The sequence below is a fragment of the Butyrivibrio sp. TB genome (assembly GCF_900110805.1).
GTDB classification, from domain to species: domain Bacteria; phylum Bacillota; class Clostridia; order Lachnospirales; family Lachnospiraceae; genus Butyrivibrio; species Butyrivibrio fibrisolvens_C.
Genome location: NZ_FOER01000001.1, coordinates 267,841 through 293,073 on the forward strand (window position 1 = coordinate 267,841; position 25,233 = coordinate 293,073).

21 protein-coding genes are annotated in these 25,233 nt (G+C 38.6%); 18 read left to right on the top strand and 3 right to left on the bottom strand.

The features are described 5' to 3' along the window. Nucleotides 1-64 precede the first annotated feature (64 nt). From BMX21_RS01145 to BMX21_RS01175, 7 genes are all read left to right on the top strand, one after another. Nucleotides 65-1,465: a biotin/lipoyl attachment domain-containing protein gene (locus tag BMX21_RS01145; RefSeq protein WP_177173878.1), complete on the top strand. Its 1,401-nt coding sequence runs from the start codon at nucleotides 65-67 to the stop codon at nucleotides 1,463-1,465. Between the two features lie 215 nt (nucleotides 1,466-1,680). Beyond that, nucleotides 1,681-2,187 (top strand): cell division protein SepF, encoded by a 507-nt coding sequence (locus BMX21_RS01150; RefSeq protein WP_022753884.1) that lies wholly within the window; start codon nucleotides 1,681-1,683, stop codon nucleotides 2,185-2,187. Between the two features lie 106 nt (nucleotides 2,188-2,293). Continuing rightward, nucleotides 2,294-3,397: a 3-dehydroquinate synthase gene (aroB, locus tag BMX21_RS01155; RefSeq protein WP_092040266.1), complete on the top strand. Its 1,104-nt coding sequence runs from the start codon at nucleotides 2,294-2,296 to the stop codon at nucleotides 3,395-3,397. A gap of 155 nt (nucleotides 3,398-3,552) precedes the next feature. Further along, a complete protein-coding gene (lspA, locus tag BMX21_RS01160; RefSeq protein WP_027204109.1) occupies nucleotides 3,553-4,083 on the top strand; it encodes a signal peptidase II in 531 nt (176 codons plus the stop codon). 15 nt (nucleotides 4,084-4,098) lie between these two features. Beyond that, nucleotides 4,099-5,172 (top strand): RluA family pseudouridine synthase, encoded by a 1,074-nt coding sequence (locus BMX21_RS01165; RefSeq protein ID WP_092040269.1) that lies wholly within the window; start codon nucleotides 4,099-4,101, stop codon nucleotides 5,170-5,172. A gap of 166 nt (nucleotides 5,173-5,338) precedes the next feature. Then, a complete protein-coding gene (locus BMX21_RS01170; protein ID WP_022753880.1) occupies nucleotides 5,339-5,974 on the top strand; it encodes a cytidylate kinase-like family protein in 636 nt (211 codons plus the stop codon). A 142-nt stretch (nucleotides 5,975-6,116) separates the two neighbouring features. Then, entirely contained in the window at nucleotides 6,117-7,799 is a 1,683-nt protein-coding gene (locus BMX21_RS01175; RefSeq protein WP_092040272.1) for a bifunctional diguanylate cyclase/phosphodiesterase, read from the top strand. Between the two features lie 149 nt (nucleotides 7,800-7,948). Here BMX21_RS01175 and BMX21_RS01180 read toward each other — a convergent pair whose 3' ends face one another. Further along, the gene (locus BMX21_RS01180) at nucleotides 7,949-9,532 is read right to left on the bottom strand and encodes a glucose-6-phosphate isomerase (protein ID WP_022753878.1); all 1,584 of its coding nucleotides are present in this window, start codon (nucleotides 9,530-9,532) and stop codon (nucleotides 7,949-7,951) included. 447 nt (nucleotides 9,533-9,979) lie between these two features. Between BMX21_RS01180 and BMX21_RS01185 the strand changes: the two genes are divergently transcribed. Next, nucleotides 9,980-11,335 (top strand): sodium-dependent transporter, encoded by a 1,356-nt coding sequence (locus tag BMX21_RS01185; RefSeq protein ID WP_092040276.1) that lies wholly within the window; start codon nucleotides 9,980-9,982, stop codon nucleotides 11,333-11,335. Nucleotides 11,336-11,661: 326 nt separating this feature from the next. On the opposite strand, the gene BMX21_RS01190 is transcribed toward BMX21_RS01185, so the two are convergent. Continuing rightward, nucleotides 11,662-11,856: a (2Fe-2S)-binding protein gene (locus tag BMX21_RS01190; protein ID WP_092040279.1), complete on the bottom strand. Its 195-nt coding sequence runs from the start codon at nucleotides 11,854-11,856 to the stop codon at nucleotides 11,662-11,664. A 522-nt stretch (nucleotides 11,857-12,378) separates the two neighbouring features. On the opposite strand from BMX21_RS01190, the gene BMX21_RS01195 reads away from it, so the two are divergent. Then, nucleotides 12,379-13,194, top strand: coding sequence for a nitroreductase family protein (locus tag BMX21_RS01195; protein WP_092040282.1), 816 nt, complete (start codon nucleotides 12,379-12,381; stop codon nucleotides 13,192-13,194). Nucleotides 13,195-13,545: 351 nt separating this feature from the next. Further along, entirely contained in the window at nucleotides 13,546-15,072 is a 1,527-nt protein-coding gene (preA, locus tag BMX21_RS01200) for an NAD-dependent dihydropyrimidine dehydrogenase subunit PreA (protein WP_092040286.1), read from the top strand. Nucleotides 15,073-15,330: 258 nt separating this feature from the next. On the opposite strand, the gene BMX21_RS01205 is transcribed toward preA, so the two are convergent. Beyond that, nucleotides 15,331-16,281 (bottom strand): bZIP transcription factor, encoded by a 951-nt coding sequence (locus BMX21_RS01205; protein ID WP_092040291.1) that lies wholly within the window; start codon nucleotides 16,279-16,281, stop codon nucleotides 15,331-15,333. A gap of 535 nt (nucleotides 16,282-16,816) precedes the next feature. Between BMX21_RS01205 and BMX21_RS01210 the strand changes: the two genes are divergently transcribed. From BMX21_RS01210 to BMX21_RS01245, 8 genes are all read left to right on the top strand, one after another. Continuing rightward, nucleotides 16,817-18,817 carry an aminopeptidase gene (locus BMX21_RS01210; RefSeq protein ID WP_177173879.1) on the top strand — a complete coding sequence of 667 codons (2,001 nt, stop codon included), beginning with the start codon at nucleotides 16,817-16,819 and terminating at the stop codon, nucleotides 18,815-18,817. Between the two features lie 293 nt (nucleotides 18,818-19,110). Further along, nucleotides 19,111-19,602: an NUDIX domain-containing protein gene (locus BMX21_RS01215; protein ID WP_092040297.1), complete on the top strand. Its 492-nt coding sequence runs from the start codon at nucleotides 19,111-19,113 to the stop codon at nucleotides 19,600-19,602. A gap of 128 nt (nucleotides 19,603-19,730) precedes the next feature. Then, nucleotides 19,731-20,957 (top strand): hypothetical protein, encoded by a 1,227-nt coding sequence (locus BMX21_RS01220; RefSeq protein ID WP_022753870.1) that lies wholly within the window; start codon nucleotides 19,731-19,733, stop codon nucleotides 20,955-20,957. Between the two features lie 410 nt (nucleotides 20,958-21,367). Next, on the top strand, nucleotides 21,368-22,150 hold the full coding sequence (locus BMX21_RS01225; protein WP_092040301.1) for a YhfC family intramembrane metalloprotease: 783 nt from the start codon (nucleotides 21,368-21,370) through the stop codon (nucleotides 22,148-22,150). 117 nt (nucleotides 22,151-22,267) lie between these two features. Next, nucleotides 22,268-22,912, top strand: a complete 645-nt coding sequence (locus BMX21_RS01230) for a MerR family transcriptional regulator (RefSeq protein WP_022759004.1) — start codon at nucleotides 22,268-22,270, stop codon at nucleotides 22,910-22,912. Further along, nucleotides 22,893-23,204: a YbjQ family protein gene (locus BMX21_RS01235; RefSeq protein ID WP_092040304.1), complete on the top strand. Its 312-nt coding sequence runs from the start codon at nucleotides 22,893-22,895 to the stop codon at nucleotides 23,202-23,204. Before BMX21_RS01230 ends, BMX21_RS01235 begins: the two co-directional genes overlap by 20 nt. A 212-nt stretch (nucleotides 23,205-23,416) precedes the next feature. Beyond that, on the top strand, nucleotides 23,417-24,880 hold the full coding sequence (locus BMX21_RS01240; RefSeq protein ID WP_092040309.1) for a methyl-accepting chemotaxis protein: 1,464 nt from the start codon (nucleotides 23,417-23,419) through the stop codon (nucleotides 24,878-24,880). 27 nt (nucleotides 24,881-24,907) lie between these two features. Beyond that, nucleotides 24,908-25,153: a hypothetical protein gene (locus BMX21_RS01245; protein WP_092040313.1), complete on the top strand. Its 246-nt coding sequence runs from the start codon at nucleotides 24,908-24,910 to the stop codon at nucleotides 25,151-25,153. The last annotated feature ends 80 nt before the right edge of the window (nucleotides 25,154-25,233 follow it).

The window sequence follows — 25,233 nt, forward strand, 5'->3', positions numbered from 1 at the left end:
TACAAATAAATAATAAGCCGCGGCTTAAGGGTGCCGCGGCTTTTTATAAGTAGATTGGAATAAAATGGCCGCAAAGAAGAAAAACAGCAAAATAACAAATATAAATTCCGGCTTTACGCCTGACAGAATCGGTATTTTGATTTTTGCCGTACTTCTGGTGTACATGATCATCAGCATCGTGCAATATATCAAAGCTAAGCATGTAGTAGGCTATGAAGTCATGGAAGGATCCTTATCGCAGAATAATACCTATACTGCAATAGCTCTAAGAGATGAAGAAGTAGTAGAGAATGATACAGCAGGAAGTGTATACTATTTTGCAACAGAAGACAGGAGAGTTGCCAAGGGTGATCTTGTTTATATTGTAGACGAGGCAGATTCTCTGGCTGATATGTCCTCTCTTACCGGAGATGCATCCGCTGTATCTCTTACTGATAAGGACTATGCAGAAATTAAAGAAGATATCGAAGATTTCACCAGTACCTTTAATAAGAACAATTTCAGCAGTGTTTATGATTTTAAGAATAGTATAAATGGTACACTTTCCAAACTTGTGAATACTTCATATCTTAATAATATTGGAGAACTCAGTTCATCAACTCATAACTTTATTTATAGAAATGCTCCTTCAAGTGGTATAGTTCTTTATTATAAAGACGGCTATGAAGGACTTACACTTCAGGATATGAACTCCGATCTTTTTGATCAGACAACTTATGAGAAGACTACATTTGGTTCATCAGAAGTTGTAACAGCTGATGCGCCGGTTTATAAACTTGCCAAAAATGAAGACTGGTCTGTTGTAATTCAGGTTGATGATCAGGAAACTGCTGATTATCTTATGGATCAGGAATATATTAAAATAAAATTTCTTAAGAATCAGGTAACAGTTTGGGGACAGGTAAGCACGTATACCAATTCTAAAGGTGAGATATTTGTCCAGTTCTCTTTTACCAATTCAATGATCACATTTGCAACAGACAGATTTCTGTCAATAGAGCTGATCATCGAAAACGAGACAGGGCTTAAGATTCCTAATTCTTCTATAATTGAGAAGAACTTCTATGTCATTCCTTCAGAACTTGTGATGGAGACAGCAGAGGGCAATACTGTAGTACAGCGCAAAACTTATCTGGAAGATGGTTCGCAGTCAAGCGAAGATGTAGTAGTAAGCATACATAGTCAGGTCGATGATAAGTATTACATAGATCAGGATGCTATTGCCAGTGGAGATATACTTATGTATCCTGCTACAGGAGAGGAATTTACAGTTAGCGAAGTTGCTTCTCTGACAGGTGTTTACAACATCAATAAGGGATATGCGGATTTCAAGCAGATTGAAGTTCTGTACAGCAATGATGAATATTCTATCGTCAAATCAGGTACAGAATACGGTCTGAATGTTTATGACTATATAGCGCTTGATGCAACAAGTGTAACAGACGATGAACTGATATATGACTGATAGGTCATGTTTAGTAATTGTGTATAAATGTTAAGAAAAAGTATAAACTCGTAAACATTGGTATTTAAGCTTTCCTAGGTACTTCTGAATCTAAAATGTTATAAGGGTTGACACATTGCTGTAAAAATTAGATAATAGGTATAGCTTAGGGACATATATTAAGAGTTTTATTTGTGGCTGCTGGTTCTATCACACAGCAGAGTGAGGAGAATAATATGAGCGCAATGGATAAATTTCTGAAAGCCATCAAGCTTAATGACGGTGAAGACGAAGACTACTATGACAACGAAGATGATTACTATGATAAAGGCACAGCAGCATTAAAGACAGCACCAATCGGCAAGGATGATCCTTCAATCGAAGTGCCTGAAGAGAAGCTTAAGAGAAGCAATCCAACGAAACCGATCACATCAATTTCTTCGAGAAAAAAATCTATGACATCATCAGGAATGGAAGTATGTGTAGTTAAACCAACTTCATTTGAAGACGCAAGAGAGATCACAGAAACTCTTCTTTCTAACAGAACAGTGGTTCTTAATCTGGAAGGCCTTGATGTTGATGTTGCGCAGAGAATCATTGATTTTACATCAGGTTCCTGTTTTGCTATCAATGGTAATCTTCAGAAGATTTCCAAGTATATCTTCATAATCACACCATCAAGCGTAGATATCTCAGGAGATTTTCAGGAGATGATCAGCGGATCAATAGGTACAGGTCTTTGATCATAATCTATTGAGATTAAAAGCTAAATAAGGTAAAATCTTTATCAGCAGGCGCATTCGTGCTCCTGCTGATATTTTTGAATTATGGATTATTTGTGGAGGAACTATGGGAGAAGTTATTAATGTAACACGTGATGATAAGCCTTGTTATGACATTATGTTCGAGGACAGTTTTAAGAAGCTTTCTAAAGCTGTAGAAGGACTTGGATTTAAAGAAAGACGTGTAGCGATCATTACAGATTCAAATGTTGGACCGCTCTATGCTAAGGATGTTGAAAAAGAGCTCAAAAAAGTTGGAAGTCAGGTTTTTGTATATGAGATTCCTGCAGGAGAAGATCACAAAAATCTTGAGACAGTTAACGGGATATATGGATTCCTTATCTCTAAGCATTTTGACAGACATGACCTCCTTATAGCACTTGGCGGCGGAGTTGTGGGAGATATCACAGGATTTGCTGCATCCAGCTATCTTAGAGGAATTGCCTTCGTGCAGATACCTACAACACTTTTGGCTCAGACTGATTCCAGTGTTGGTGGTAAGACCGGGGTTGACTTTGAAGGTTATAAGAATATGGTTGGAGCATTCTATATGCCAAGACTTGTATATATGAATATCGCAGTTCTTGATACTCTTCCCGGACGTCAGTTTGCATCAGGTTTTGCAGAGGTAATGAAGCACGGACTTATCAAGGATCAGGAGTTCTATTTCTGGCTTATAGAGAACTTGTATGAGATCAATGAAAGAGACCATAAGGTACTTGCCAAAATGGTTAGGAAGTCCTGCGAGATTAAACGGGATGTAGTACAAAAAGACCCTACAGAGAAGGGAGAGAGAGCTCTCCTTAATTTCGGACATACAATCGGTCATGCTATAGAAAAGGCAAGAAACTTTGAACTCTATCACGGAGAGTGTGTTGCTCTTGGCTGCATAGCTGCTGCTTATATCTCCATGAAAAAAGGTCTCATTGAAACCGGAACCTGCTATGAGATAAGAGATATGTTTGTTCCTTTTAACCTACCGATCACTGTAGAGGATGTTGATCCTGAAGAAATCGTAAAACTTGTAAAGAGTGATAAGAAAATGGATAATAACTGTATCAAATTCATCCTTCTTAAAGACATAGGAGATGCATTCATCGATACTACAGTTACAGATGATGAGATAAGAGAAGCTGTTAAAGAGATTTTGTACTTCGAAAACGGAGATTAAGGCTAATGTATTGATTTGTTTTCATACTTGGTTTATGAATTTATCTACATAGTCGTATAATAAAAAAATGATGATGTCTATACCTTTTGTATTTTAAAAAAAGGATTAGATGTTTTCGAACAATAAAACAAGGGGATTATCTTTTTATGAAACATATAACCAGAAAGAAGATAACATTTCTTATAGCGGATATTATTGCATTTATAGTGCTGGTTGCACTTGATCAGTTTACTAAATTCCTGGCAGTTGCCAATCTGAAGGACAAGGCTTCTTTTCCTATCATAAGGAATGTACTTGAACTTCAGTATCTTGAGAACAAGGGCGCAGCCTTTGGAATGCTTCAGAATCAGAAAGCCTTCTTCATACTGATAGCTATCCTGATACTCATAATAATCGTATATGTTCTTGCGCTGGTGCCGGATGATATGAAGTACAATGCGCTTCACATCCTTCTGGTAATGATCGGAAGCGGTGCCTGTGGCAATATGGTAGATAGATTCAGAACCAACTATGTTGTAGACTTTATATATTTTAAACTGATCAACTTTCCGATATTCAATGTAGCTGATATCTATGTTACTGTATCAACCTTTATACTATTGTTCCTGTTTTTGTTCTACTATAAAGAGAATGATTTTGCATTCCTTAGCTTTAAACAGCAGAAGAAGTTCAGGGAGTTTAAGTAAAGGCCGGAGCCGTTTATGAATTATGACACTTTAAATGATTCAATAGAATTTAATATTGGTACAAGCACTGATAGTAGTGAAGATGCTGCGCTACATGAGGGGCTTTTGGAGGATGAGATCTTAGATGATCAGGATGATGCTGACATTGTAGAAAAATCTGGTCCCGAGAAGCTTTTTACAGCTATAATAGATGAAAAACTCTCCGGCAAAAGGATTGATAAGGTTCTGTCTCTTCTTTTTCCTGAGCATTCAAGATCGTATCTTAAGAGTATTATTGTAGATGGCAAGGTTAAGATCAATGATAAGACGGTGTCCAAAGCATCTATAGCAGTAAGTCTTGGCGATAAGATAGAACTTGTAGTACCGCCTCCAAGAGAGCTTGATATTAAGCCTGAGAATATTCCACTTGATATTCTCTATGAGGATAGTGATGTTCTGGTAGTCAATAAACCTAAGGATATGGTAGTGCATCCGGCGGCAGGTCACTATGAGGGGACTCTTGTCAATGCAGTTATGTATCACTGCGGAGATAATCTCTCCGGTATCAATGGGGTCATGCGTCCCGGTATCGTTCACAGGATCGACAAGGATACTACAGGTTCTATTATCATCTGTAAAAATGATAATGCCCATAGGAAGATAGCAGCACAGCTCAAAGAGCATTCTATCAAAAGAGAATATGTGGCTATAGTATACGGGATAATCGAAGAAGACGAAGGCACAGTAGAAGGTACGATAGGAAGACATCCTACGGACCGTAAGAAGATGGCAATAAATGTTCCCGGGGGTAAGAGCGCTGTCACTCATTATAAGGTCATCAAGCGCTTCTATGAGTCCAAGATGACTTATGTTGCGTGTAGACTTGAGACAGGGCGTACTCATCAGATACGAGTTCATATGTCCTCTATAGGGCATCCTCTTCTTGGAGATGAAGTCTATAAGGGCGGCAGGAAGACCAATATCAAGTTAAATGGTCAGTGTCTCCATGCCAGGATACTTGGTTTTATCCATCCTACAACAGGTGAGTATATCGAGACTATGGCACCTCTTCCGGAATATTTTGAGCATCTTTTAAACACACTTAAATAGTTTGAAAATGTTCCAATTTGTTAATATACCGAATCCCTTATGTTCATTGAATTTTGGTTGGTTTTAAATTATAATAATATCAGTAGATACTCTTTTTTTAGGCGCAGTTTCTGACTTTCTATTATGCGCCGCATTACTAATCTTTTATATCCAAGGAGGCGGTACTATGGAGACTATTATTACTATTGGACGTGAGTTTGGTTCCGGTGGAAGAGAAATAGGAGAACAGGTTGCCGATAGATTTGGTATTAAATGTTACGACAAAGAACTGATAGCCAGAGCTGCCAAGGAAAGCGGATTCTGTGAAGAGATGATAGAGACACATGATGAAAGACCCACTAACTCTTTCATGTACAATCTTGTAATGGATACTTATTCTTTTGGATACAATTCATCCAGCTTTGTGGATATGCCTATCAGTCATAAAGTATTCCTTGCTCAGTTTGATGCTATCAAGAACCTTGCAAAAGAAGGTCCATGTATAATTGTAGGTCGCTGCGCAGATTATGCTCTTTCTGATTATCCCAATGTTGTCAATCTCTTTATAACAGGCAATGAAAAAGATAAGATAGCCCGTATCAGAGCTCGTTTTGCAGATCTTACATCAGATGAGAAGGCAAGAGATATGATGGTCAAGAAAGATAAGCAGAGAAGAAGCTATTACAATTACTATAGTTCCAAGAAATGGGGCCACTGTGACAGCTATGATCTTACTATCAATTCTTCAATACTTGGAATTGAGGACACAGTTAATTTTATAGTGGATTTTGTTAATAAATTCGAAGCAAGTAAGCGCGGTTGAGCTGAATAAAAAGTTGATAATCAACTTAAAGCTATCTGTATTAAAAGCAGATAGCTTTTTACGTTAAAGAAAATACCTTTTTTTACCGATATCTATAGAAGTAAATGCCTTATATTCATGGAGAGAAAGGTAAGTTTAAGCGATGAGCGACCATTCAAAAGATTTCGAGCAGATTGACGAGCTCACAGGCTTATCTACATTCACTAGTTTTAGAGTTCTGGCTCAGGATATTCTGGATGACCCGACGATCAGAAATGATATAGCCTTTGTGTATTTCAACGTTGAGAATTTCAGATCTTATAATGAAAAATATGGATTTGCTGCCGGAGATGATTGCCTTAGGCTGATCGGACAGACGATACAGGCGATATTTCCACAGGAGATCTGTTCTCGTGTGGCTACTGATCATTTCTGCATAGTTGCTGACAGAAATGAAATTGAAGAGAAGATCAAGCAGGTTTGTGAAGAACTTCGTCCTTTCCGCATGGAGACACATATGCAGCTCCATGCAGGGATCTATTTTCCAAATCCTGATGATTTTGAATGTACACTATGCATGGATAAGGCCAAGATCGCTTGTGATTCTCTCAAGCATCAGTATGATTCTATGTTCGGTTATTATGATGTGAAGCTTGATGATGAGTATCAAAGAACACGTTATATCATCGAGCATTTTGATGCTGCAATTGAAAATGGTTATATATATGCCTGGTTCCAACCACTTGTAAGGTCTTTTACCGGAGAGATAAGCGGTTATGAGGCTCTTGCCAGATGGATAGATCCCGATATTGGATTTATCTCACCCGCTGATTTTGTTCCTGTTCTGGAAAAATATCACATTATAAGAAAGCTTGATCTTGCAGTAACTCAATATGTTTGCAATGTGCAAAAAAAGGTCATGGAATCAGGCGGTCAGATAATGCCTGTATCTATTAATTTATCGCAGCAGGACTTCATGGATGATGACATCGTATCTGAGATAGATGAGATCGTACTTGAGAGCGGTATACCACCTGAATATATAAATATAGAGATAACAGAGTCTATCTTTTCTATAGATTCTGACAGAGTCACTAATATAATTGATGCATTTAGGCTACAAGGATACGAAGTGTGGATGGATGACTTCGGAAGCGGCTATTCATCTCTTAATTCCATGCAGAAATATACCTTTGACTGCCTGAAGCTTGATATGAAGTTCCTGGCAGGTTTTAGTCATAGCAGGAATTCCAAGATCATTATTGAGAGTGTTATAGGAATGACCAAGCAGCTTGGTATAAGGACTATAGCAGAAGGCGTCGAGTCCGAGGAAGAAGCAGAATATCTAAGGCAAGTAGGATGCGATCAGATTCAGGGATTTTTGTATTCTAAGCCGGGGCCTTTTGATGAAGTATATAATCTCGATATTCCAAAGGAAAATACCGGGCTTCGTAAGTATCATGAGAAGATAGGAACTATAAACCTTCTATCACAGGATCCTCTTGGCAAAGAAGATGATGCTACAAAGAAAATCAAGTTCCCTATGGCGCTTGTAGAGGAACATAATGGGCATCTGGATATTCTGACCCACAATGAATCTTTTACAGAATATGTAAGTCTTCTTGGCTTTGCGTCAGTTAATGAAGCAAACGATATGCTTAATTCTGATTCTGAGAATTCTGTAAGTGTAAGGGATTATATGAAATCTGCTCTTGATAATGATAGATTTGAAGTGTGCCATTATTCAAGGAATGGTCTTAGATGTACTTTGCAGATCAACTTCATAGCCAATTACAGAAGCAGAAATGCATTCCTGTTCCTAGGGCTTGTGGCTGAAAGCGAATAAAATAGAAATGAGATAAAACTTCCCACTTGGACGGTGCAGCATCTCCAAGTGGGAAGTTTTAGATATTAATCAAAAAAGCTGCAGCATTTAAGTTATGCTGCAGCTTATATTCATTAATCGTACATAGAAGAATGAATCCTGGATTATTATCAGATCTCAAGAAGTTCGCTGTAAGCTTTAAGAGCGTCCTGAGTATCACCTGCAAGAACTTTCTTGGCAAGAGTCTTACCAAGCTGAACGCCTTCCTGATCGAAGCTGTTAAGGTTCCATGCAAATCCCTGGAACATAACCTTGTTTTCAAAGTGAGCAAGAAGAGCACCCAGTACTTCAGGAGTGAGCTTGTCGCCTACGATGATGCTTGAAGGACGTCCGCCTTCAAAGTTCTTGTTGGCATTCTCGTCTTTTTTGCCACAAGCAAATGCCATGATCTGTGCAGCTACATTAGCGCAGAGCTTCTGCTGGCTGGTGCTGCCCTGAATATCTACATCATTGCCTGTCTGGTTGTTCTTGAAGCCTATGAACTGAAGAGGAATGATATTAGTTCCCTGGTGAAGGAGCTGATAGAATGAGTGCTGTCCATTAGTTCCAGGTTCGCCGAAGATAACAGGTCCTGTTACATAATTAACCTTGTCACCAAAACGGTTAACGCTCTTACCATTGGACTCCATATCAAGCTGCTGGAGATGAGCAGGGAAGCGAGAGAGAGCCTGTGAGTAAGGAAGAACTGCTGTTGACTCGTAGCCAAGAACGTTACGCTCATATACACCGATAAGGGCATCAAGCATAGCAGGGTTCTTAGTGAGTTCTTTATTGGTAGCGTTCTTGTCTTCAGCAGCAGCGCCGTCAAGGAATCTTGCAAATACGTCAGGACCAAATGCAAGAGACAGAACAGCTCCGCCTACAGCAGATGTAGAAGAGTAACGACCACCGATATAATCATCCATGAAGAATGCAGCAAGGTAGTCACTGGACTTTGCAAGTGGAGATGTCTCGCTGGTAACTGCGATCATGTGCTTGGAAGCATCAAGACCTGCTTTTTTAAGAGCATCCTTAACGAAAGCTTCGTTGGTAAGTGTCTCAAGAGTAGTACCTGACTTGGACACAAGGATGAAGATAGAACGAGATACATCAACACTATTAAGAACAGCTGTAGCATCGTCAGGATCAACATTGCTGATGAACTTTGCATCCATGAAGAACTTGCCATTGGACTTAGCCCAGTTCTCGAGAGCAAGGTACATAGCACGAGGACCAAGGTCACTTCCACCGATACCGATCTGAACAGCTGTTGTGAACTTCTCACCCTTTTCGTTAGTGATCTCACCATTGTGTACCTTGTTGGCGAAATCAGCGATCTTATTCTGCTGTTCTACATAGAAATCTCTCTTATTAACACCTTCTGCAACAACGTCTGAGCCAAGCTGTCCGCGTGTGAGTTGGTGGAGGACAAGTCTCTTCTCACCTGTATTGATAACTTCGCCGTTGTAGAGAGCTTCAAATTTCTCTGTGAGCTGAGCTTCTTCTGCAAATTTTGAAAGAGCAGCAAGTACAGTATCATCTACCTGCTTGGCAGCATAGTTGTAGGACAGTCCGCATGACATAGGAACAGAGTATTTTTTAACTCTTTCTGCGCCATTTGCGCCTTCCATAACCTCTGCAAGTTTCACCTGATCTTTGAGTGCAAAAAGATCGTTAAATGACTTAAGTTCGTCTGAATTTTTCCAGTTGATCATTAGGTTTACCTCTTTCTTTGATTGGGATAGTCTGCTTACCTGATTATATTTTGGCAGATGTCTTTTCTGCGAATCTGATCAAGAATATAAGAGTAAGCATACTGGATTTATATATAAAATTCATGGATCACAATCCTCTAACATTATAATACATAAATAGCAATAAATGATATATGTTAGAGCAAAAAATGTGGAAAACGTTTTTTTGAACATAAATTCAAATTTAAGATCAAGTTTTTTTGTAAATATTAATACACAAATTAAAATATTATGATATAATCAAATTTATGTCTGCACGATTCAATGCATAAAAGCGTCAAAGCGTTAAAAGATAAGCTGATAATCTACTATTTATCAGTTTTTGTCTGTTATAAACGCATGGCGCAGGTCGCAAATAATTTTATAGCAGATAATAATTTTTTAGATAGGGCAAAATCGGGGATTATTATGGAGAGAGAGAATTTTAAATCAAGGCTTGGATTTATCCTTGTCAGCGCAGGATGCGCAATTGGAATCGGTAATGTATGGAAATTCCCTTATATTACAGGACAGAATGGTGGCGGAATATTTGTTCTTTTTTACCTGTTGTTCCTTCTTATTATGGGTGTTCCGATCCTTACTATGGAGCTTGCAGTAGGAAGAGCAAGTAGAAAAAGTGCTGTACAGGCATATAAAGCGCTGGAACCTAAAGGATCAAAATGGCATATACATGGCTGGATCTGCTTTATAGCTAACCTAATGCTTATGATGTATTACACAACGGTATCAGGCTGGATGATCAATTATATGATCAAGTTCGCTACAGGTACTTTTGATGGAGTAGGTACAGAGCTTTCAGTTGCTTCAATATTTGATGAGATGCTGGCATCGCCGAAGCAGAGCATGATCTTTATGTTTTTGACTGTTACATGCGGTATTTTGGTTTGTGCGATAGGTCTTCAGAAGGGAATTGAGAATATTACTAAATTCATGATGATAGCGCTTATAGTACTTATCATCATTCTGGCGGTTAACAGTACTATGCTTGAAGGAGCTTCAGAGGGTATCAAGTTCTATCTTTTACCATCTCTTTCTTCTGTTGAAGAAGTGGGACTTGCTAAAGTTATAACAGCAGCTATGAACCAGAGCTTTTTTACTTTATCGCTGGGAGCAGCTTCCATGGAGATATTCGGAAGCTATATGCACAAGGACAAGGGACTTGTGGGAGAAGCAGTAAGGATAAGCGCCCTTGATACACTTATAGCTATACTTGCAGGACTTATCATATTTCCTGCATGCTTCTCATATGGTATCGAGACAACAGCAGGACCTTCGCTTATTTTTATAACACTTCCAGAGATATTCATTCATATGAATTTGGGAAGGATATGGGGGACTCTGTTCTTTGTATTCATGACATTTGCAAGCTTTTCAACAGTTATCGCTGTATTTGAGAACATTATTGCAGTAGGAATTGATAATTTTGGATGGTCAAGGAAGAAATCTTCACTTATAAACTATATCATTCTTCTTATAACCTGCACACCATGTGCTCTTGGATATAACCTTCTTAAGGATGTGACGATCATAGGTACCAAGGATATCCTTGATTCTGAGGACTTTATGGTTAGTAATATCTTCCTTCCTTTAGGAGCGCTTATATTCCTTATATTCTGTGTTACTAAGTGGGGATGGGGATTTGAAAAGTATCAGGAAGAGGTTAATACAGGAGAGGGCATTAAGATGCCGACATTCCTCAAACACTACTTCAGAATAGTACTTCCTATACTGATAATAATCATTTTCCTGAACGGTATTTTATAAAAGTTTTGAGTAAAGTAACTGAAACTTCGCACTTGCCAAACATACGCCACCCTTTGAGACAACGCCGATGCGGATAGTTTATAATGCATTTTCATATCTTGAAGGTGTTATAATTCAGGGCATGATATCTGGATTTTTATATTCTAGGGTCTGAAACTCGCTTCGCTCAGAAATGCAGACCCTAAGAAGAATATAAAAATCCAGCTCTCATGCTCCTGAATTTTATAACACCTTCAAAAGATATGAAAATGCATTATAAACTATCCGCATCGGCGTTGCCTCAAAGGGTGGCGTATGTTTGGCAAGTGCGAAGCTTTTTGATCTGCTTACTTGTAATTGTCCGGGTGAGCCGCGACATCACCTATCAAAAATTCAATGAATTCAACGCATTTGCCGCAGCCGGTTCCGTATCGGAGCTTATCCTGTACGTCATTTACATTTGTCACGCCGGACAATACCAAATCTATGATATCTTTATATTTAATATTCTTACAGGTACAAGCTTCTTTATTAATATTCATAGTCTTTAATATATCCTTTTTAGTAGAGCATTTCAATATTTGATGACTTCTTGAACGTAAATATGATTCAATGAATCTGTTGGCAATAGAACCTTCACTGAAGGTGAACTCAACCTGCTCTATTGCTGCTTTTTTGAATCTGTGATTCAAAAATGTATAAAAAGTGAGATCATCTTTATCTATATCGGTCCGCAAGAATCCAACATTAATACGCGCAAAATATTAACAGTATTAATAAAACGATTCAAAATTTCCACTTGGGCAGATCAACATCCCTCAAGCCTTTACAAGGCTAGACAATATTTAAATCATTTCGGTAAATTTTTTATCATCTCTTTGTTTTATTCTTTTTTAATTAAATTTTTTCAAATATATATATAAATAATAATGGCTTATATGATAAAATGAATTGTGCAAAATGTAATGCGCCAAAGCCAGAATAGAACAGGCTTTGAATGATCATTAACGTAAAGATTTCCAAATAGTAAAAATACCTAATGATAAAGAAAGGCGACAAAAGTTATGAAATTATCCCAGTACATGCTCGAAAGAAAGAGTGTAAGAACATTTAATGCAAATCAGAAGATAGATTCTGATAAACTAAGCACTTTTAAAGAATTCATCAAGGATATAAAGAATCCTTATGATATTCCTGTTAAGTTCGAAATATTTGATAAGGATGCTAATGGACTTTCAAGTCCGGTAATAGCAGGCGAAGAGGCGTATGTTATAGCCACTGTTCCAAAGATAGAGCATGCTGAAGAAGCATATGGATATTCATTTGAACTTATGATGCTGTGTGCCAAGGCTCTTGGAATAGGTACTGTCATGATAGGCGGAACCATGAAAAGAGAGATATTCGAGCAGGCAGCCGGCCTTAAAGATGGTGAGATGATGCCATGTGTGACACCAATCGGTATTCCTGCAGATAAGAGATCCATAAAGGAGAATCTCATGAGAACCGGTATCAAGGCAGACACCAGAAAGGATGCATCAAAACTCTTCTTCCAGGACGAGTTCGATAAAGCTATGGGAGATACAAGTGATGAAGTAAGACTTGCACTTGAACATGTCAGATGGGCTCCCTCAGCTGTTAACAAGCAGCCGTGGAGAATAGTAAGACAAGACAATATATATCATTTCTATGAGAAAAAAGACAAAGGATATATAAATCCAAGTACAGGAGACCTTCAGAAGATAGACCTTGGAATTGCTATCTGTCACTTTATGACAAGCCTGAAGGACCACGGCGTGGATTCAAAGCTTGTACTTGATGATCCGTCTATTGCATGCCCTGAAGATGTAGATTATATCGCAAGCGTTGTAGTAGAAGAGTAACTAACTTAGGCTTTGGGAATGCCGGTTCGTCCAAGTGGAAGTTAGTTATAGTGTGCTGGCTCATTCATATTTAATCAAATTACATGTCTAAACAGGCCGTATCGACTCTGTCTCAGAGGGGGCGTATGTTTGACAAGTGCGAAGTTTGAGTTAGTCATATTATCAAACATATCAAGAAAATATAACTCTCTATATAATCCTCACATTATATGCTACGATATATTGTGAGGATTGTTGTGTTTTTAGCCGAAAGATATAGCAGAAAATTGTGGAGACATTATAGAGAAACTATAAAAACTACAGAGAAAGCCAGTCACAAAATAGTCTATGTTTATATACGGAGGGTCGTATATGGATTACAGGATCAAAAGTGAAATCGCCAAATGCAGTTTGTGTCATGATGCTCCCTGCTCTAAGTCTTGTGGTATAGGAGAAAATAGTAGAGACTATACTAAAAAAATAGACATTGCCAGGATCATACGAGCAATGTATTTTGATAATGCAATTCTTGCAGCAAGCCTTCTTCCGGATGATTATACCGAAAGAGACTCTCGCGAGCTTATCTATTCCTGTCCCAGAAAGGTTGATATCCCACTTATACTAAAAGGTCTTCAGGATGAAAAGAAGAAATTAGAAAATCTTTCAGAAATTGGAGGGCTCAAAGCCCTTGATAATGTAGACATATCGACGGATATATGTGGCGTGAAGCTAGAAAATCCCTTCCTTTTGTCATCATCAGTAGTAGCCAGTAACTATGAAATGTGCGAAAGAGCTTTTGAGATGGGATGGGCAGGTGCTGCCTTTAAGACTATCTGTATGATGGACATACATGAGGCTTCTCCCAGGTTTTCTGCTGTTAAGACAGCAACCGGCAAGTTCTATGGATTTAAGAACATAGAGCAGCTATCTGATCATAGCGTAGAAGAGAACATGGAAGTTTTTAAAAAGCTTAAGGAGAAGTTTCCCAATAAAGTTATTATTGCATCTATAATGGGCCGTGATGAACAGGAATGGGAATATCTTGCCAAAAGGTGCACTGATGCAGGCGCTGATGTGATCGAATGCAACTTCTCATGTCCCAATATGGAAGCCAAAGGAACAGGCTCTGATGTAGGTCAGGATCCGGATACTGTAGAAAGATATACAAGAGCTACAAGAAGAGGAACACACTTACCCATCCTTGCCAAGATGACCCCCAATATTACTGATATGAGAGTACCTGCCATAGCTGCTATAAGAGGCGGCGCCAATGGTATCGCTGCTATCAATACTATAAAATCTATCACAGGAGTAAATATAGACACGCTGGTAGCTCTGCCGGCAGTACATGGAAGTTCCATGCTGGGCGGATATTCAGGAGTAGCTGTTAAACCTATAGCACTTCGATTTATATCAGAAATGGCAACATGTCCTGAGATCAAGGGGCATCATATAAGCGGAATGGGCGGAATAGAGACCTGGCGCGACGGACTTGAGTTCATCCTCCTTGGAGCAGGTAGTCTTCAGGTTACAACAGCTGTAATGGAATACGGCTATCGTATCATTGATGATCTTATAACGGGGCTAAAAATTTATATGGCTCAGCGCGGTTATACATCAATAAGTCAGCTTATAGGTGCTGCAACAGATTCTATCAAAGAAAATGATGAAGTGGAAAGAGACACAGTCGTTTTTCCAATAATAGATCAGGACAAATGTATAGGCTGCGGAAGATGCTATATAAGCTGCCGTGATGGAGGTCATCAGGCACTTGTTTATTCTGAAGACAGCCGTAATGTAAGACTAAACGGAAGTAAGTGTGTTGGCTGTCAGCTATGCTCACTGGTGTGTCCTGTAGGAGCGATAAGTCAGAGTAAGAGAGTAGTGCGTACAAAATAATATGACATAAGTGTCAAAAGTCATTTCGATTCGAGCTTGCTCGAAATCGAATATGAATTTACGACCCACAAAACATGAGCAAAGAAACAAGTAGTGCGGATCTGTAAATTTGTGACTGGCTAAAGCTATTCATAGTTTAGGACTTGGTAGAGGGTATCGTTTTGGTTAGAACCGGTTATAGAAATTATTTATAATGAATCAAATTGTCAAAAAGCTCCCAGTATAATGATAGACATTGTACCGGGAGTTTTTTGACATTTATTTGTTATTATTCTTCAATCGTTCAATCTCTTTTCGTAGCAATTCATTCTCATTGGATAGCTTCTCATTTTCATCAGCAAGCTTTTTTCTCTCTTCTTCGCCTTCAGCGAGTCCAAGATTCTTAGCTTCGTGGAAGAGTCTTATCTCAGGTAAATCCAATACCTTTCCACCCATAATATCACCTACCTTCTCCTGTACCTTAGCGTGATTCATAGTAAGCTTATAAACTACCTTGTGTGTTAACCTAATGATAACATCATAGGAAAATACTGACAAGTTGCCAGCTTCAAGCTCATAATCCAGTCTTTTCAGGAGGCTGCGGAAAATTTCTGCCAGTGCTTCCGTTTTATCTTCATCTCTGTTTATTTTGTTAAAATCCCTCTCAAAATTGAAGATATAGAAGGGAATCATAAAATACAGTCTATTATCAAAGAGCTGTTCTATAGTGTAATTGGACATCTTCTTAATAGCTATATCATAGCTTACATCCCCACCCGGTGTCTCGATGATGACCTTAGCAGTATCTTGAGCTTTATTAGACCTGCGAAGTAGTAACAGCCCGGTATAGGGGAATCTTACTTTTAGAACAGTACCATCATTGCTGCTTTCATCAGTGGCAATCTGAGAACCATATTCAAACAGTCTTACTAGAATGGAATTATCATAAGGCTTGCTTTCACACTCAAAATGATAAATTTTACTGATTTCTCCCTGAGTAATCCTAAAATGAGAATCTGTGATCCTCTTTTCATCAGACTGATCTTCATGTTCAATAAAGTGCTCATTTCTAAGACGTGTTATTTTTGCAGTCTTATCATAATGTTCATTGTAAAAATGATTGACGAAAGGAATCAAAATATCATCGCATTCCGTCTCCATAGTCCTGAATGCATCGTCATAAGCAAAATCTGAATAGATCGATGCATCCTTCTTATTTTCTTCTTGCATGTACACATGCCTCCTTCATTAAAATAATTCTCTCAATCGTTGAAATTGGCATCTGCAAGAACTGCAACAGCCTCTCCTGATTGGAAAAAGATGCTACGAAGAAAATCATAGCTTCACAAGAATAACATTTTTAGGATAATAATTCAAGACTGTAGTTTAGCCTGTCGATGTGGCTATGTAGCGAATAATAGGGATTATGAGTTCAAGGTTTAATTATGATCTAACAACTGATGCTCAAAAAGGTACTATATTATTACTGCTTCATATATGATACTGTCGTATTAGGAACTATTGTAAACAGCCGCTTTTTATTCACAAAGGAGGCCTTTATGAAGAATATCCGATTTGTTCTTTTATGGCAGCTGGTTTGAAGTTTTTTTAATTTATCCTGGCAAAAGATATTTTTTATATAAATTTTACCATGCTAGCTGTTATCGGGACTACTATTGTGTTATCATTGTCTAATGTAATGTTAGATATACATAATGAATATAAAGAATAAATGAAAGGACAAGGCATTAGCCGGATAAAGAAAATGAATAACGAAGCAGATATCAAAGAACTTAACGACCGCTTTACTAAGGTCAAGGACGAAATAGCCGGAATTCTCACATCTGAGAAGGAAGACAGCTTTTTTGCCCAGGCAGCAAAGCTTGTAACTCTTCAGCTTGAAACATATGATAAGCTTACAGATGGATCATTTTATGAACTTGACGAAGCTGCAATGAAGGCAAATAATGATGAGCTTTATAACTGGAAGCTTGAGGCAAACTATGAGGACTCTTTTGTAAATCCTACTAAGGCAGCAAATGTGTATGGAGATAAGGGTCAGATCATCGCTTTACTTGCAGAAAAGCTTGTATTTGGAAATACACACATTTTTAATAACAGAAAAGAGAGATATGTAATAGCTATAGAGCTTTTCCTTGAGATCTACAACCTTTATAAAGAAGGCGCAGATGTAGACGCATGGAAGAAGGCTATTAAAGATCATCAGACCAAGTACATTGATCTTATCGCTATGGAAGCAATCCATAGACAGTATGATCCTGATAATCATAAGGTTACAGAAATCTTAAATAAGGTTAAGCCCGGCGATTACAGATTCCTGTATCTATACGGCCTTCCTGTTTCTGATAATGAGGTAAGAACAGCTAAGTTCATCGATTCTCTGTCTGATTCTGATCTTACAGCCATGGCTGGCACCCTTACAAAAGGCTATCGCAAGGGTTTTGAAGTTATGGGAGTTGATTTTGACAAGAAAAAGTCAGTTTGCATTTACTATAACGTTGGATTTGAAAAGATGGTGAAGACTGCTGCCGAGCAGTTTAAAGAAATGGGACTTGCAAGCACATTCCTCGTAACGTCCGGAGCTGAGAACAAGCAGAGTGATTTTGACCATAAACAGGATATGGCACTTTACCTTGATGAAGCTTTCGTTGATACATATCTTTCTGCTTTCCGCAAGGCTTATGAGAGCATCAAAGACAAGGTTAGATCCCACGGCGGACCTGCTGCCATCGAAATTTTTGGAGAGAGAGACTTTGCACCTGTCAGAAAGAAGGAAGCACCTGCATTTGATGAAAAACAAAGACCTCTTTATGCATCACTTATAAATAAAGCCGCGCTTCTTCGCACACAGTTCCTTCCAGGTGAAGAGAGAAGTTTTGCAATAATAGCTTATCCTGTTCCTGAGATTGGTGATAAGTTCGAGCAGATATTTGCAGATACAGTTAAGGTCAATACTCTTCCCAGAGAAAAATATCAGAAGATCCAGCAGGCTATTATCGATGCTCTTGACCTTGGTGATCATGCTGTTATCAAGGGTATGAACGGCAACAAGACAGAGCTTACAGTTTCATTCCATGAGCTCAAGAATCCTGAGAAGGAGACCAATTTCGAGAACTGCCTTGATGACGTGAATATTCCTCTTGGTGAAGTGTTCACATCTCCTGTACTTAAGGGAACAAATGGTCTTCTTCATGTCAAAGAAGTCTTCATAAACGGCCTTAAATATACTGACCTTTCATTCACAGTAAAGGATGGTATGGTTACAGACTATTCGTGCGGTAATTTCGAAAACCCTGCTGATGGCAAAAAGCTTGTAGATGACGAGATCATGAAAAATCATGAGAGTCTTGCCATGGGCGAGTTCGCTATCGGAACTAACACTGTTGCATATGTAATGGGCATTAAGCATGATATCCAGGCTAAGCTTCCAATCCTCATTGCAGAAAAGACAGGACCTCACTTTGCATTTGGTGATACATGCTATTCACACAGCGAAGACCATGCAGTATTCAATCCTGACGGCAAAGAGATAATAGCAAGAGATAACGAAGTAAGTTCTCTTAGAAAAGACGATCCTGAGAAGGCATATTTTGGCTGCCATACAGATATTACTGTTCCATATAATGAGCTGGGAGAGATCACAGTATACGGTAAGAACGGATATCAGAAGACAATCATCAAGGACGGAAAATTTGTACTTGAAGGTACACAGGAGCTTAACGAAGCGCTTGAAGAACTTAACTGATAGAATGCCCCTAGGGACGGGGTAAGGGACCATTAATAAGAGTATCCGGTAAGGTGAGAGATCACTTTATCGGATACTTTTTGTATAGAAAAAGCTAACATGACAAGCTTTTATCCATTTCTCAAAAGTATTTGTAGATACTGCACAGTCCAAGTGGGAAGTTTGTAATAGACTAATACAACTCAATTGGAGATGTGGACTCGTTTAAAGTGCAGATAAGTAATAGTTATAATATCTATATTGTGTTAGTATATTTAATGTATTAAAAAGTTTAAATAAATGGAGGCATGGTTGTGAGCGGCAAATTGAGGAATATGACAGCTATATACTTATTGAAAGGCGATAAGGTACTTCTTTTATATAGACAGGGCGGGAGAGTTGTTAATGATGTGTGGACCGGATCGGCAGGTGGCCACTTTGAGGAGAATGAGCTTAATGATCCTGAGGCTTGTATTATAAGAGAGATGGGAGAGGAACTTGGGCTAAAAGAGGATGATATTGAAGGGCTTACTCTTAGATATGTTACCCTTAGATATACCAAGGACGAGATAAGGCAGAATTATTACTTTTTTGCCAAGTTAAAGGATGATTACGATGATGAGCTTAAATCTAACGAAGGAATAAGTAAATGGTTTCCTATTGATGAAGTATCAGATCTGCCTATGCCATTTACTGCAAAGTTTGTGGTAGATCATTACTTTTCAACAGGGCGATCAACTGACAAGATGTATGTAGGTGTAACAACGGACGAAGGGGTGGACTTCTCAGTGCTTAGTAGTACGTGATTTACTGGATGCTTAAGCCGTTTTGGATTAAAATTGACACGGTATCGATAACAGTAGTAATATTTTTAATGAAGTAAACGAAATATCGATAATACGTCTGTTTGCAAGCGGTATGAGGTTAAATAATTATGGAAAAAAGATCAAATTATACAAGATTAGGAAAAAAACTATTATCACTTATATTATGCTTACTTCTAATAACAGGCTGTGCTGACATATCCCTTGGGAATAATGGAAATAGTCAGGATGTAGATACATCCAGTGAAGAACAGTCTCAAGATACTGAATCCGTAACAGATGCGGATGAACATAATGAAATTGAAACAGATGATTCTAAATCTTCGCTAATATCTACGTCTTTAGTTGCATCATCTACAGATAATGAAGATGGTACAGGCAAAGCAGATAAGAACAGCAAAGATAGTAAAGATAACAAAGATAGTAAAGATAACAAAGATAGTAAAGATAACAAAGACAGCAAAGACAGTAAGGCAGGTTCCGCTGCGGAAGACGAAAATATCTTTGCTGTAATGCCGGAATTTTTCTATTTCTCCAGTGGTGCAGGCGGATGGAGCACAGATATAACGATCTCTGAAGACGGCTCTTTTGACGGATCTTATTATGATTCTGATATGGGCGATACGGGAGAAGGATATCCTAATGGCACGATGTATGTCTGTGATTTCACAGGTAAGTTCGATGTACCACAGCCTACAGATGATGAGTATATATATACTACAAAGCTCTTAGAACTCACCCTTAGAGACGCTGACAAAGTCGGAACCACAGAGATAGAAGATGATACCAGATATATATATACCGAGCCTTATGGATTTGATGATGCTGATGAGTTCCTTATATACCTTCCCGGAGCATCACTTTCTGCCATGACAGAGGAATGCCTGTCTTGGGTAGATGTAAGGATGGATGGTATAGAAAAGCTTCCTGTTGACTACTATGTTCTTTATAATGTCGGCGGCGCAGAAGCTTTTAACGGAATAAAAGATGACTCCATATGGACTCAGGATTTCCAATATCAATATGGTGATGCTTATGTGAGTTTTAGTCCGGCTTATTATATGGGAAGCCATTTCAGCTTCTATGTAGATGATGATTCACCGGCGGCTTTGTCTCTTAGCATACCATGGGACGGAGTTAGCGAAGAAGCCATGGAATGTGAGGAAAGCTGGGAATCAGATCCTGAGACTTATTACGTCACTATCAAGAAAAAAGATGATGAGACCTATATCATAACTGTTGAAGGCATCTCAGATAAAGAGTTTGATTTTTCGCCTTGGGGTGGAACAGAACCCGGAAAGTTTAGTGCTGAATTTGTATTGATCGAATCAGACTGATTCAAAAAAGATATTCAAAAAAGATTATTGGGACAGTTTAAATGACAGGAAGTCAAAGTCATTGGAACTGTCCCTTAATTTATACTTTATTAAGTCGTTTTTTTATTAAACAGAAATTTTTTATATTTTTTCCAAAAATGTATTGACCTTCCACCTTGTGGAAGGTTTATATTTCAAGTAAAGGCAAGGCCAAGTCTTAATGAAAAAGCCGCAGTTCTTATAAGAAAAATATGTAATCTGATAAGGAATGCAAATCTAATTCAGAAATACAAAATCTAATTAAGAAATGCAAAATCTAATTAAGAAATGCAAAATCTAATTAAGGAATGTAAATCTAATTAAGAAATGTAAATCTGATTTTGGAATACATTTTTTCTTAAAAGAATAGAAAGGCTTATAGGAGGATAGACATGGGAACAGTATCGACATTATCAATTATAGGAATGTGCTTTAGTCTTATAGTATCAATCGGAGTTCCGATCGGGCTGATGATCTATGCATTTAAGAAGATGAATGCCAAGCTGATCTGGTTCGTGATAGGAGCAGTAACATTTGTGCTGTTTGCGCTTATATTAGAACAGCTCCTTCATTATGTGATGGTCAACCGTTTTGGAGAGGCGCTGACCGGCAATCTCATCTTAATGGCAGTATATGGAGGACTTGCTGCAGGTATCTTCGAAGAAGTTGGACGATTCGTTTCAATGAATCTGTTCAAGAAAAAGGCCCTTAACAAGCAAAATGCATTTATGTATGGAGTAGGTCATGGAGGAATAGAGGCAATACTCATCGTAGGTCTTACTTCCATATCGAATCTGGTCACTTCTATTATGATCAATCAAGGCACCTTTGAGGCTACTCTTTCAGGGCTTGATCCGCAGGTCAAGGAGCAGACAATGGCGCAGATATCTCTTTTATGGACCACAAACCCATTAGACTTCTACTTAGGTGGAGTTGAGAGAATATGTGCTATAGTGCTACATATATGCTTGTCTTACATAGTATATAAAGCTGTGAAAGAGCACAAAATCTATCTTGTAGCCCTTTCAATAATGATACATGCATTGGTAGATTGCATCACAGTGATAATGGCAGCATATCTTTCAGATTATATGATCGAGCTGGTACTTGTGATCGTGAATGCAATTCTTGCTGTAATCGTATATAAAAAGTATTTAGAAGATATAGAAGTTTGAAAGTGTTCCACTTTCAAACCCAAATTGGTGTCGCGAGCTCCACCAATTTGAACCATTAGTCACTCGTTTCACTCGCGACATGAGGTTAAAAATAAATAATGAAACTGTGGAGAACGCATGAAGATCAATCAAGTTGAAGAGCTGGTAGGAATTACTAAAAAGAATATTCGCTTCTATGAAGAGCAGGGGCTTATCAGTCCGGAGCGAAACAAAGATAACGGCTACAGAGACTATTCTCTAAAGGATGTTGATATCCTTAATAAGATCAAGCTTTTGAGAAAATTAGAGGTTCCGATCGAGGAGATCAGGAAGCTTGAAGCAGGAGAAGTGTCTATGACAGACTGCCTGGACAGGCATATATCCTATTATACACATCGTCAGACAGAACTTGATACTATGAAACAGATGTGCAAAGAGATTATGGAGGCTCAGGATACTTTTGATGATCTGAAGGCAGACTCCTATCTTGAGGATATGACAAAACTTGAGAAAGGAGGCGTTAGGTTTATGGATGTTAATAAGACTGATATTAAGAAAACTAAACGGGGGCCTATTATCGCAGCATGTGTCAGCATTACTTTTTTCATAGCTATGATCATAATCATAAGCTGGGCATCTATGACTGACCCTGAAACACCTTTTGGATTTATTGCGATCATAATATTGTTATTCGTAGCGATGATCGTTGGAACAATTGTAGCTTTAAAACAAAGATTAAATGAAATTGATGGAGGAGAGATCGATGAAGCTCGTAAGTATTGAAACCATCCCTGGACAGAACTTTGAAGTGCTCGGAATAGTAAAAGGAACTATAGTGCAGTCCAAGAATTTTGGTAAGGACTTTATGGCCGGCATGAAGACACTTGTAGGCGGCGAGATCAAGGGTTATACGGATATGCTGGTAGAAGCAAGGCAGATCGCTACTAAGCGTATGGTGGATGAAGCGCAAAGCCTCGGCGCTGATGCAATAGTAGGCGTAAGATATACATCTTCATCTGTAATGCAGGGCGCTGCAGAAGTTATGGCCTATGGAACAGCGGTTAAGTTCATCTGATAAGTCTGTATGATTTTTGTTATATTATCTACATCATTATAAATCTTGACAATGGCCAAGGTAACTGTTTCTAACAAAAATAGTTACCTTGGCGTTTTCTATATCTTATAAAATCTATAACTACTGACGATATATATAGATGATATCTATGATTGTCACATGAAATTTGAAAAAGGAACATTTTCAAACTTATTTCAAAAATGGAGAAAACTATGGATATGAAAGACAAACACATCTATGAAAGTAACATCTTAGCATTCAAATTCGGCCTTATCATCCAGATCTTCGAGCTTCTTGCTACATTCCTTTATGCTTCTGACAGAGTAGGCTTTATTAACACCACTGTCATGGGAACTTTACAGGCGATCATACTGATAGCCTCGATAGTATTTTTTGCCTTATATAAGAAGAGAACAAGAGGCCAGTACCTGATGATGGCATGCATGATACTAAGCTACCTTGTAGTCATGACAGGATCAGTCCACATAACCTACATGTGGGCATTTGGTCCTGCGCTCCTAATACTGGTTCTTTTGTATTCTGATACAAGACTTACTTTCATAACATCAATAGGTGTTCTTGCAATCAATATCCTGTACGTGCCACTGTTTTTCACATATTCTGTTGAAGTTGAAGATAGAACCTTCGCTGTAATAACTGACGCGGTATTTGCGCTTCTTCTGTCATTCATGGCGATATTCTATGTAAGGTTAAATAGCAGGCAGAACTCTGAGAACATAGACGAGATAGAAGCAGTTGCTGCCAAGCAGCAGGAAGATGCAGAAGTTATCAGGAATATCAGTACGCAGATAGGCGAGAAGCTCGAAGTTGCCAATACCGCCATGGAAGCTCTCGCTGAGAAGGTCACAGATAGCGCCGAAGCATCAAGCCAGATATCTACAGCTATAACCAATACAGCAGAAGCTATACAGACTCAGACACAGATGAACTCCAGTATCACCTCCTCCCTTGAAGACATAGCACATCAGTCAAGAGCTATGCGTAGGAACGCAGGTGAAGTCACAGACAACATCAATGAAGGCAATAAACTTGTAAAGACACTCAATGCCAAGTCCAAGGAGACTTCTGTCATTAATTCAGAAACCGCAGTCATGACCACAAATCTCCAGGAATCTGCCGGCACTGTCAAAGAAATCGTTGATACAATCTTAAATATATCCGGTCAGACTAACCTTCTTGCTCTCAATGCATCTATAGAAGCTGCAAGAGCCGGCGAAGCCGGTAAAGGCTTCGCTGTAGTAGCTGATGAGATAAGAACACTATCTGAAAATACCAAACAGTCTGCAGAGCAGATCTCCAGCACCATTGATGATCTTCTGGCAAAAGTAGGAACCGCTGCTGCCAATATGCAAAAGAGCGTAGACTCAGCCACAGAGCAAGGTGAGCTCATAACAGAAACAGGCGAGAAGTTTGAAGTAATCCTTGAGAAAGTATCAGAACTTACCACAAGAGCCGGTAAGATCTCTGACAACGTAGAAGAATGCGTAGAAGCTAATGTCAAAGTCATGGACGCCATCAGTAACCTCTCAGCAACTTCCGAAGAAGTCGCTGCGTCTGCTCAGTCCAGCATAGAGATAAGCCGGAACTGCGAAGATGATATGAAGGCAACTGAAGATATACTCCATGAGATCCTTAAGATAAGTCGGAGTAGATAATCTCAATATAAGCCAAAGAGGTACTATATGCCTAAAAAGATTAAAAGATACCTGCTAAAAAGAAAGATCAAAAGAGCCATAAACAGAAAGTGTAAAAGCTTCAAAAAGCATGGAGCCTTGCTTCTCATCCTATTATTGCCTATAGTCATCCTCATAGTTTTGAAACTTATCAGGAAAAGAGCTAAGAAAAAGCTTAAGGAGACTATCAAAGGTAAAGTCAAAGAGAAGATCGACAGTAGGAGGCAGAAGGATAAAAAGGAGCAGGAAGATTAGGAATAAGTAATAAATAGTTTCTATATATAAACTATAGAGTGAATATACTGGCAGGATAGATCACAAGGCTGATCCAAAGC

Excerpts from the sequence above, each read along its gene's own strand:
- BMX21_RS01230 (WP_022759004.1), top strand. The coding sequence starts at position 22,268 with ATGAAGATCAATCAAGTTGAAGAGCTGGTAGGAATTACTAAAAAGAAT.
- BMX21_RS01210 (WP_177173879.1), top strand. The coding sequence starts at position 16,817 with ATGAATAACGAAGCAGATATCAAAGAACTTAACGACCGCTTTACTAAG.
- BMX21_RS01165 (WP_092040269.1), top strand. The coding sequence starts at position 4,099 with ATGAATTATGACACTTTAAATGATTCAATAGAATTTAATATTGGTACA.
- BMX21_RS01235 (WP_092040304.1), top strand. The coding sequence starts at position 22,893 with ATGAAGCTCGTAAGTATTGAAACCATCCCTGGACAGAACTTTGAAGTG.
- BMX21_RS01195 (WP_092040282.1), top strand. The coding sequence starts at position 12,379 with ATGAAATTATCCCAGTACATGCTCGAAAGAAAGAGTGTAAGAACATTT.
- BMX21_RS01205 (WP_092040291.1), bottom strand. The coding sequence starts at position 16,281 with ATGCAAGAAGAAAATAAGAAGGATGCATCGATCTATTCAGATTTTGCT.
- aroB (WP_092040266.1), top strand. The coding sequence starts at position 2,294 with ATGGGAGAAGTTATTAATGTAACACGTGATGATAAGCCTTGTTATGAC.
- BMX21_RS01180 (WP_022753878.1), bottom strand. The coding sequence starts at position 9,532 with ATGATCAACTGGAAAAATTCAGACGAACTTAAGTCATTTAACGATCTT.
- BMX21_RS01220 (WP_022753870.1), top strand. The coding sequence starts at position 19,731 with ATGGAAAAAAGATCAAATTATACAAGATTAGGAAAAAAACTATTATCA.
- BMX21_RS01185 (WP_092040276.1), top strand. The coding sequence starts at position 9,980 with ATGGAGAGAGAGAATTTTAAATCAAGGCTTGGATTTATCCTTGTCAGC.
- BMX21_RS01175 (WP_092040272.1), top strand. The coding sequence starts at position 6,117 with ATGAGCGACCATTCAAAAGATTTCGAGCAGATTGACGAGCTCACAGGC.
- BMX21_RS01145 (WP_177173878.1), top strand. The coding sequence starts at position 65 with ATGGCCGCAAAGAAGAAAAACAGCAAAATAACAAATATAAATTCCGGC.
- BMX21_RS01240 (WP_092040309.1), top strand. The coding sequence starts at position 23,417 with ATGGATATGAAAGACAAACACATCTATGAAAGTAACATCTTAGCATTC.
- BMX21_RS01170 (WP_022753880.1), top strand. The coding sequence starts at position 5,339 with ATGGAGACTATTATTACTATTGGACGTGAGTTTGGTTCCGGTGGAAGA.
- BMX21_RS01225 (WP_092040301.1), top strand. The coding sequence starts at position 21,368 with ATGGGAACAGTATCGACATTATCAATTATAGGAATGTGCTTTAGTCTT.
- BMX21_RS01190 (WP_092040279.1), bottom strand. The coding sequence starts at position 11,856 with ATGAATATTAATAAAGAAGCTTGTACCTGTAAGAATATTAAATATAAA.
- preA (WP_092040286.1), top strand. The coding sequence starts at position 13,546 with ATGGATTACAGGATCAAAAGTGAAATCGCCAAATGCAGTTTGTGTCAT.
- BMX21_RS01150 (WP_022753884.1), top strand. The coding sequence starts at position 1,681 with ATGAGCGCAATGGATAAATTTCTGAAAGCCATCAAGCTTAATGACGGT.
- BMX21_RS01245 (WP_092040313.1), top strand. The coding sequence starts at position 24,908 with ATGCCTAAAAAGATTAAAAGATACCTGCTAAAAAGAAAGATCAAAAGA.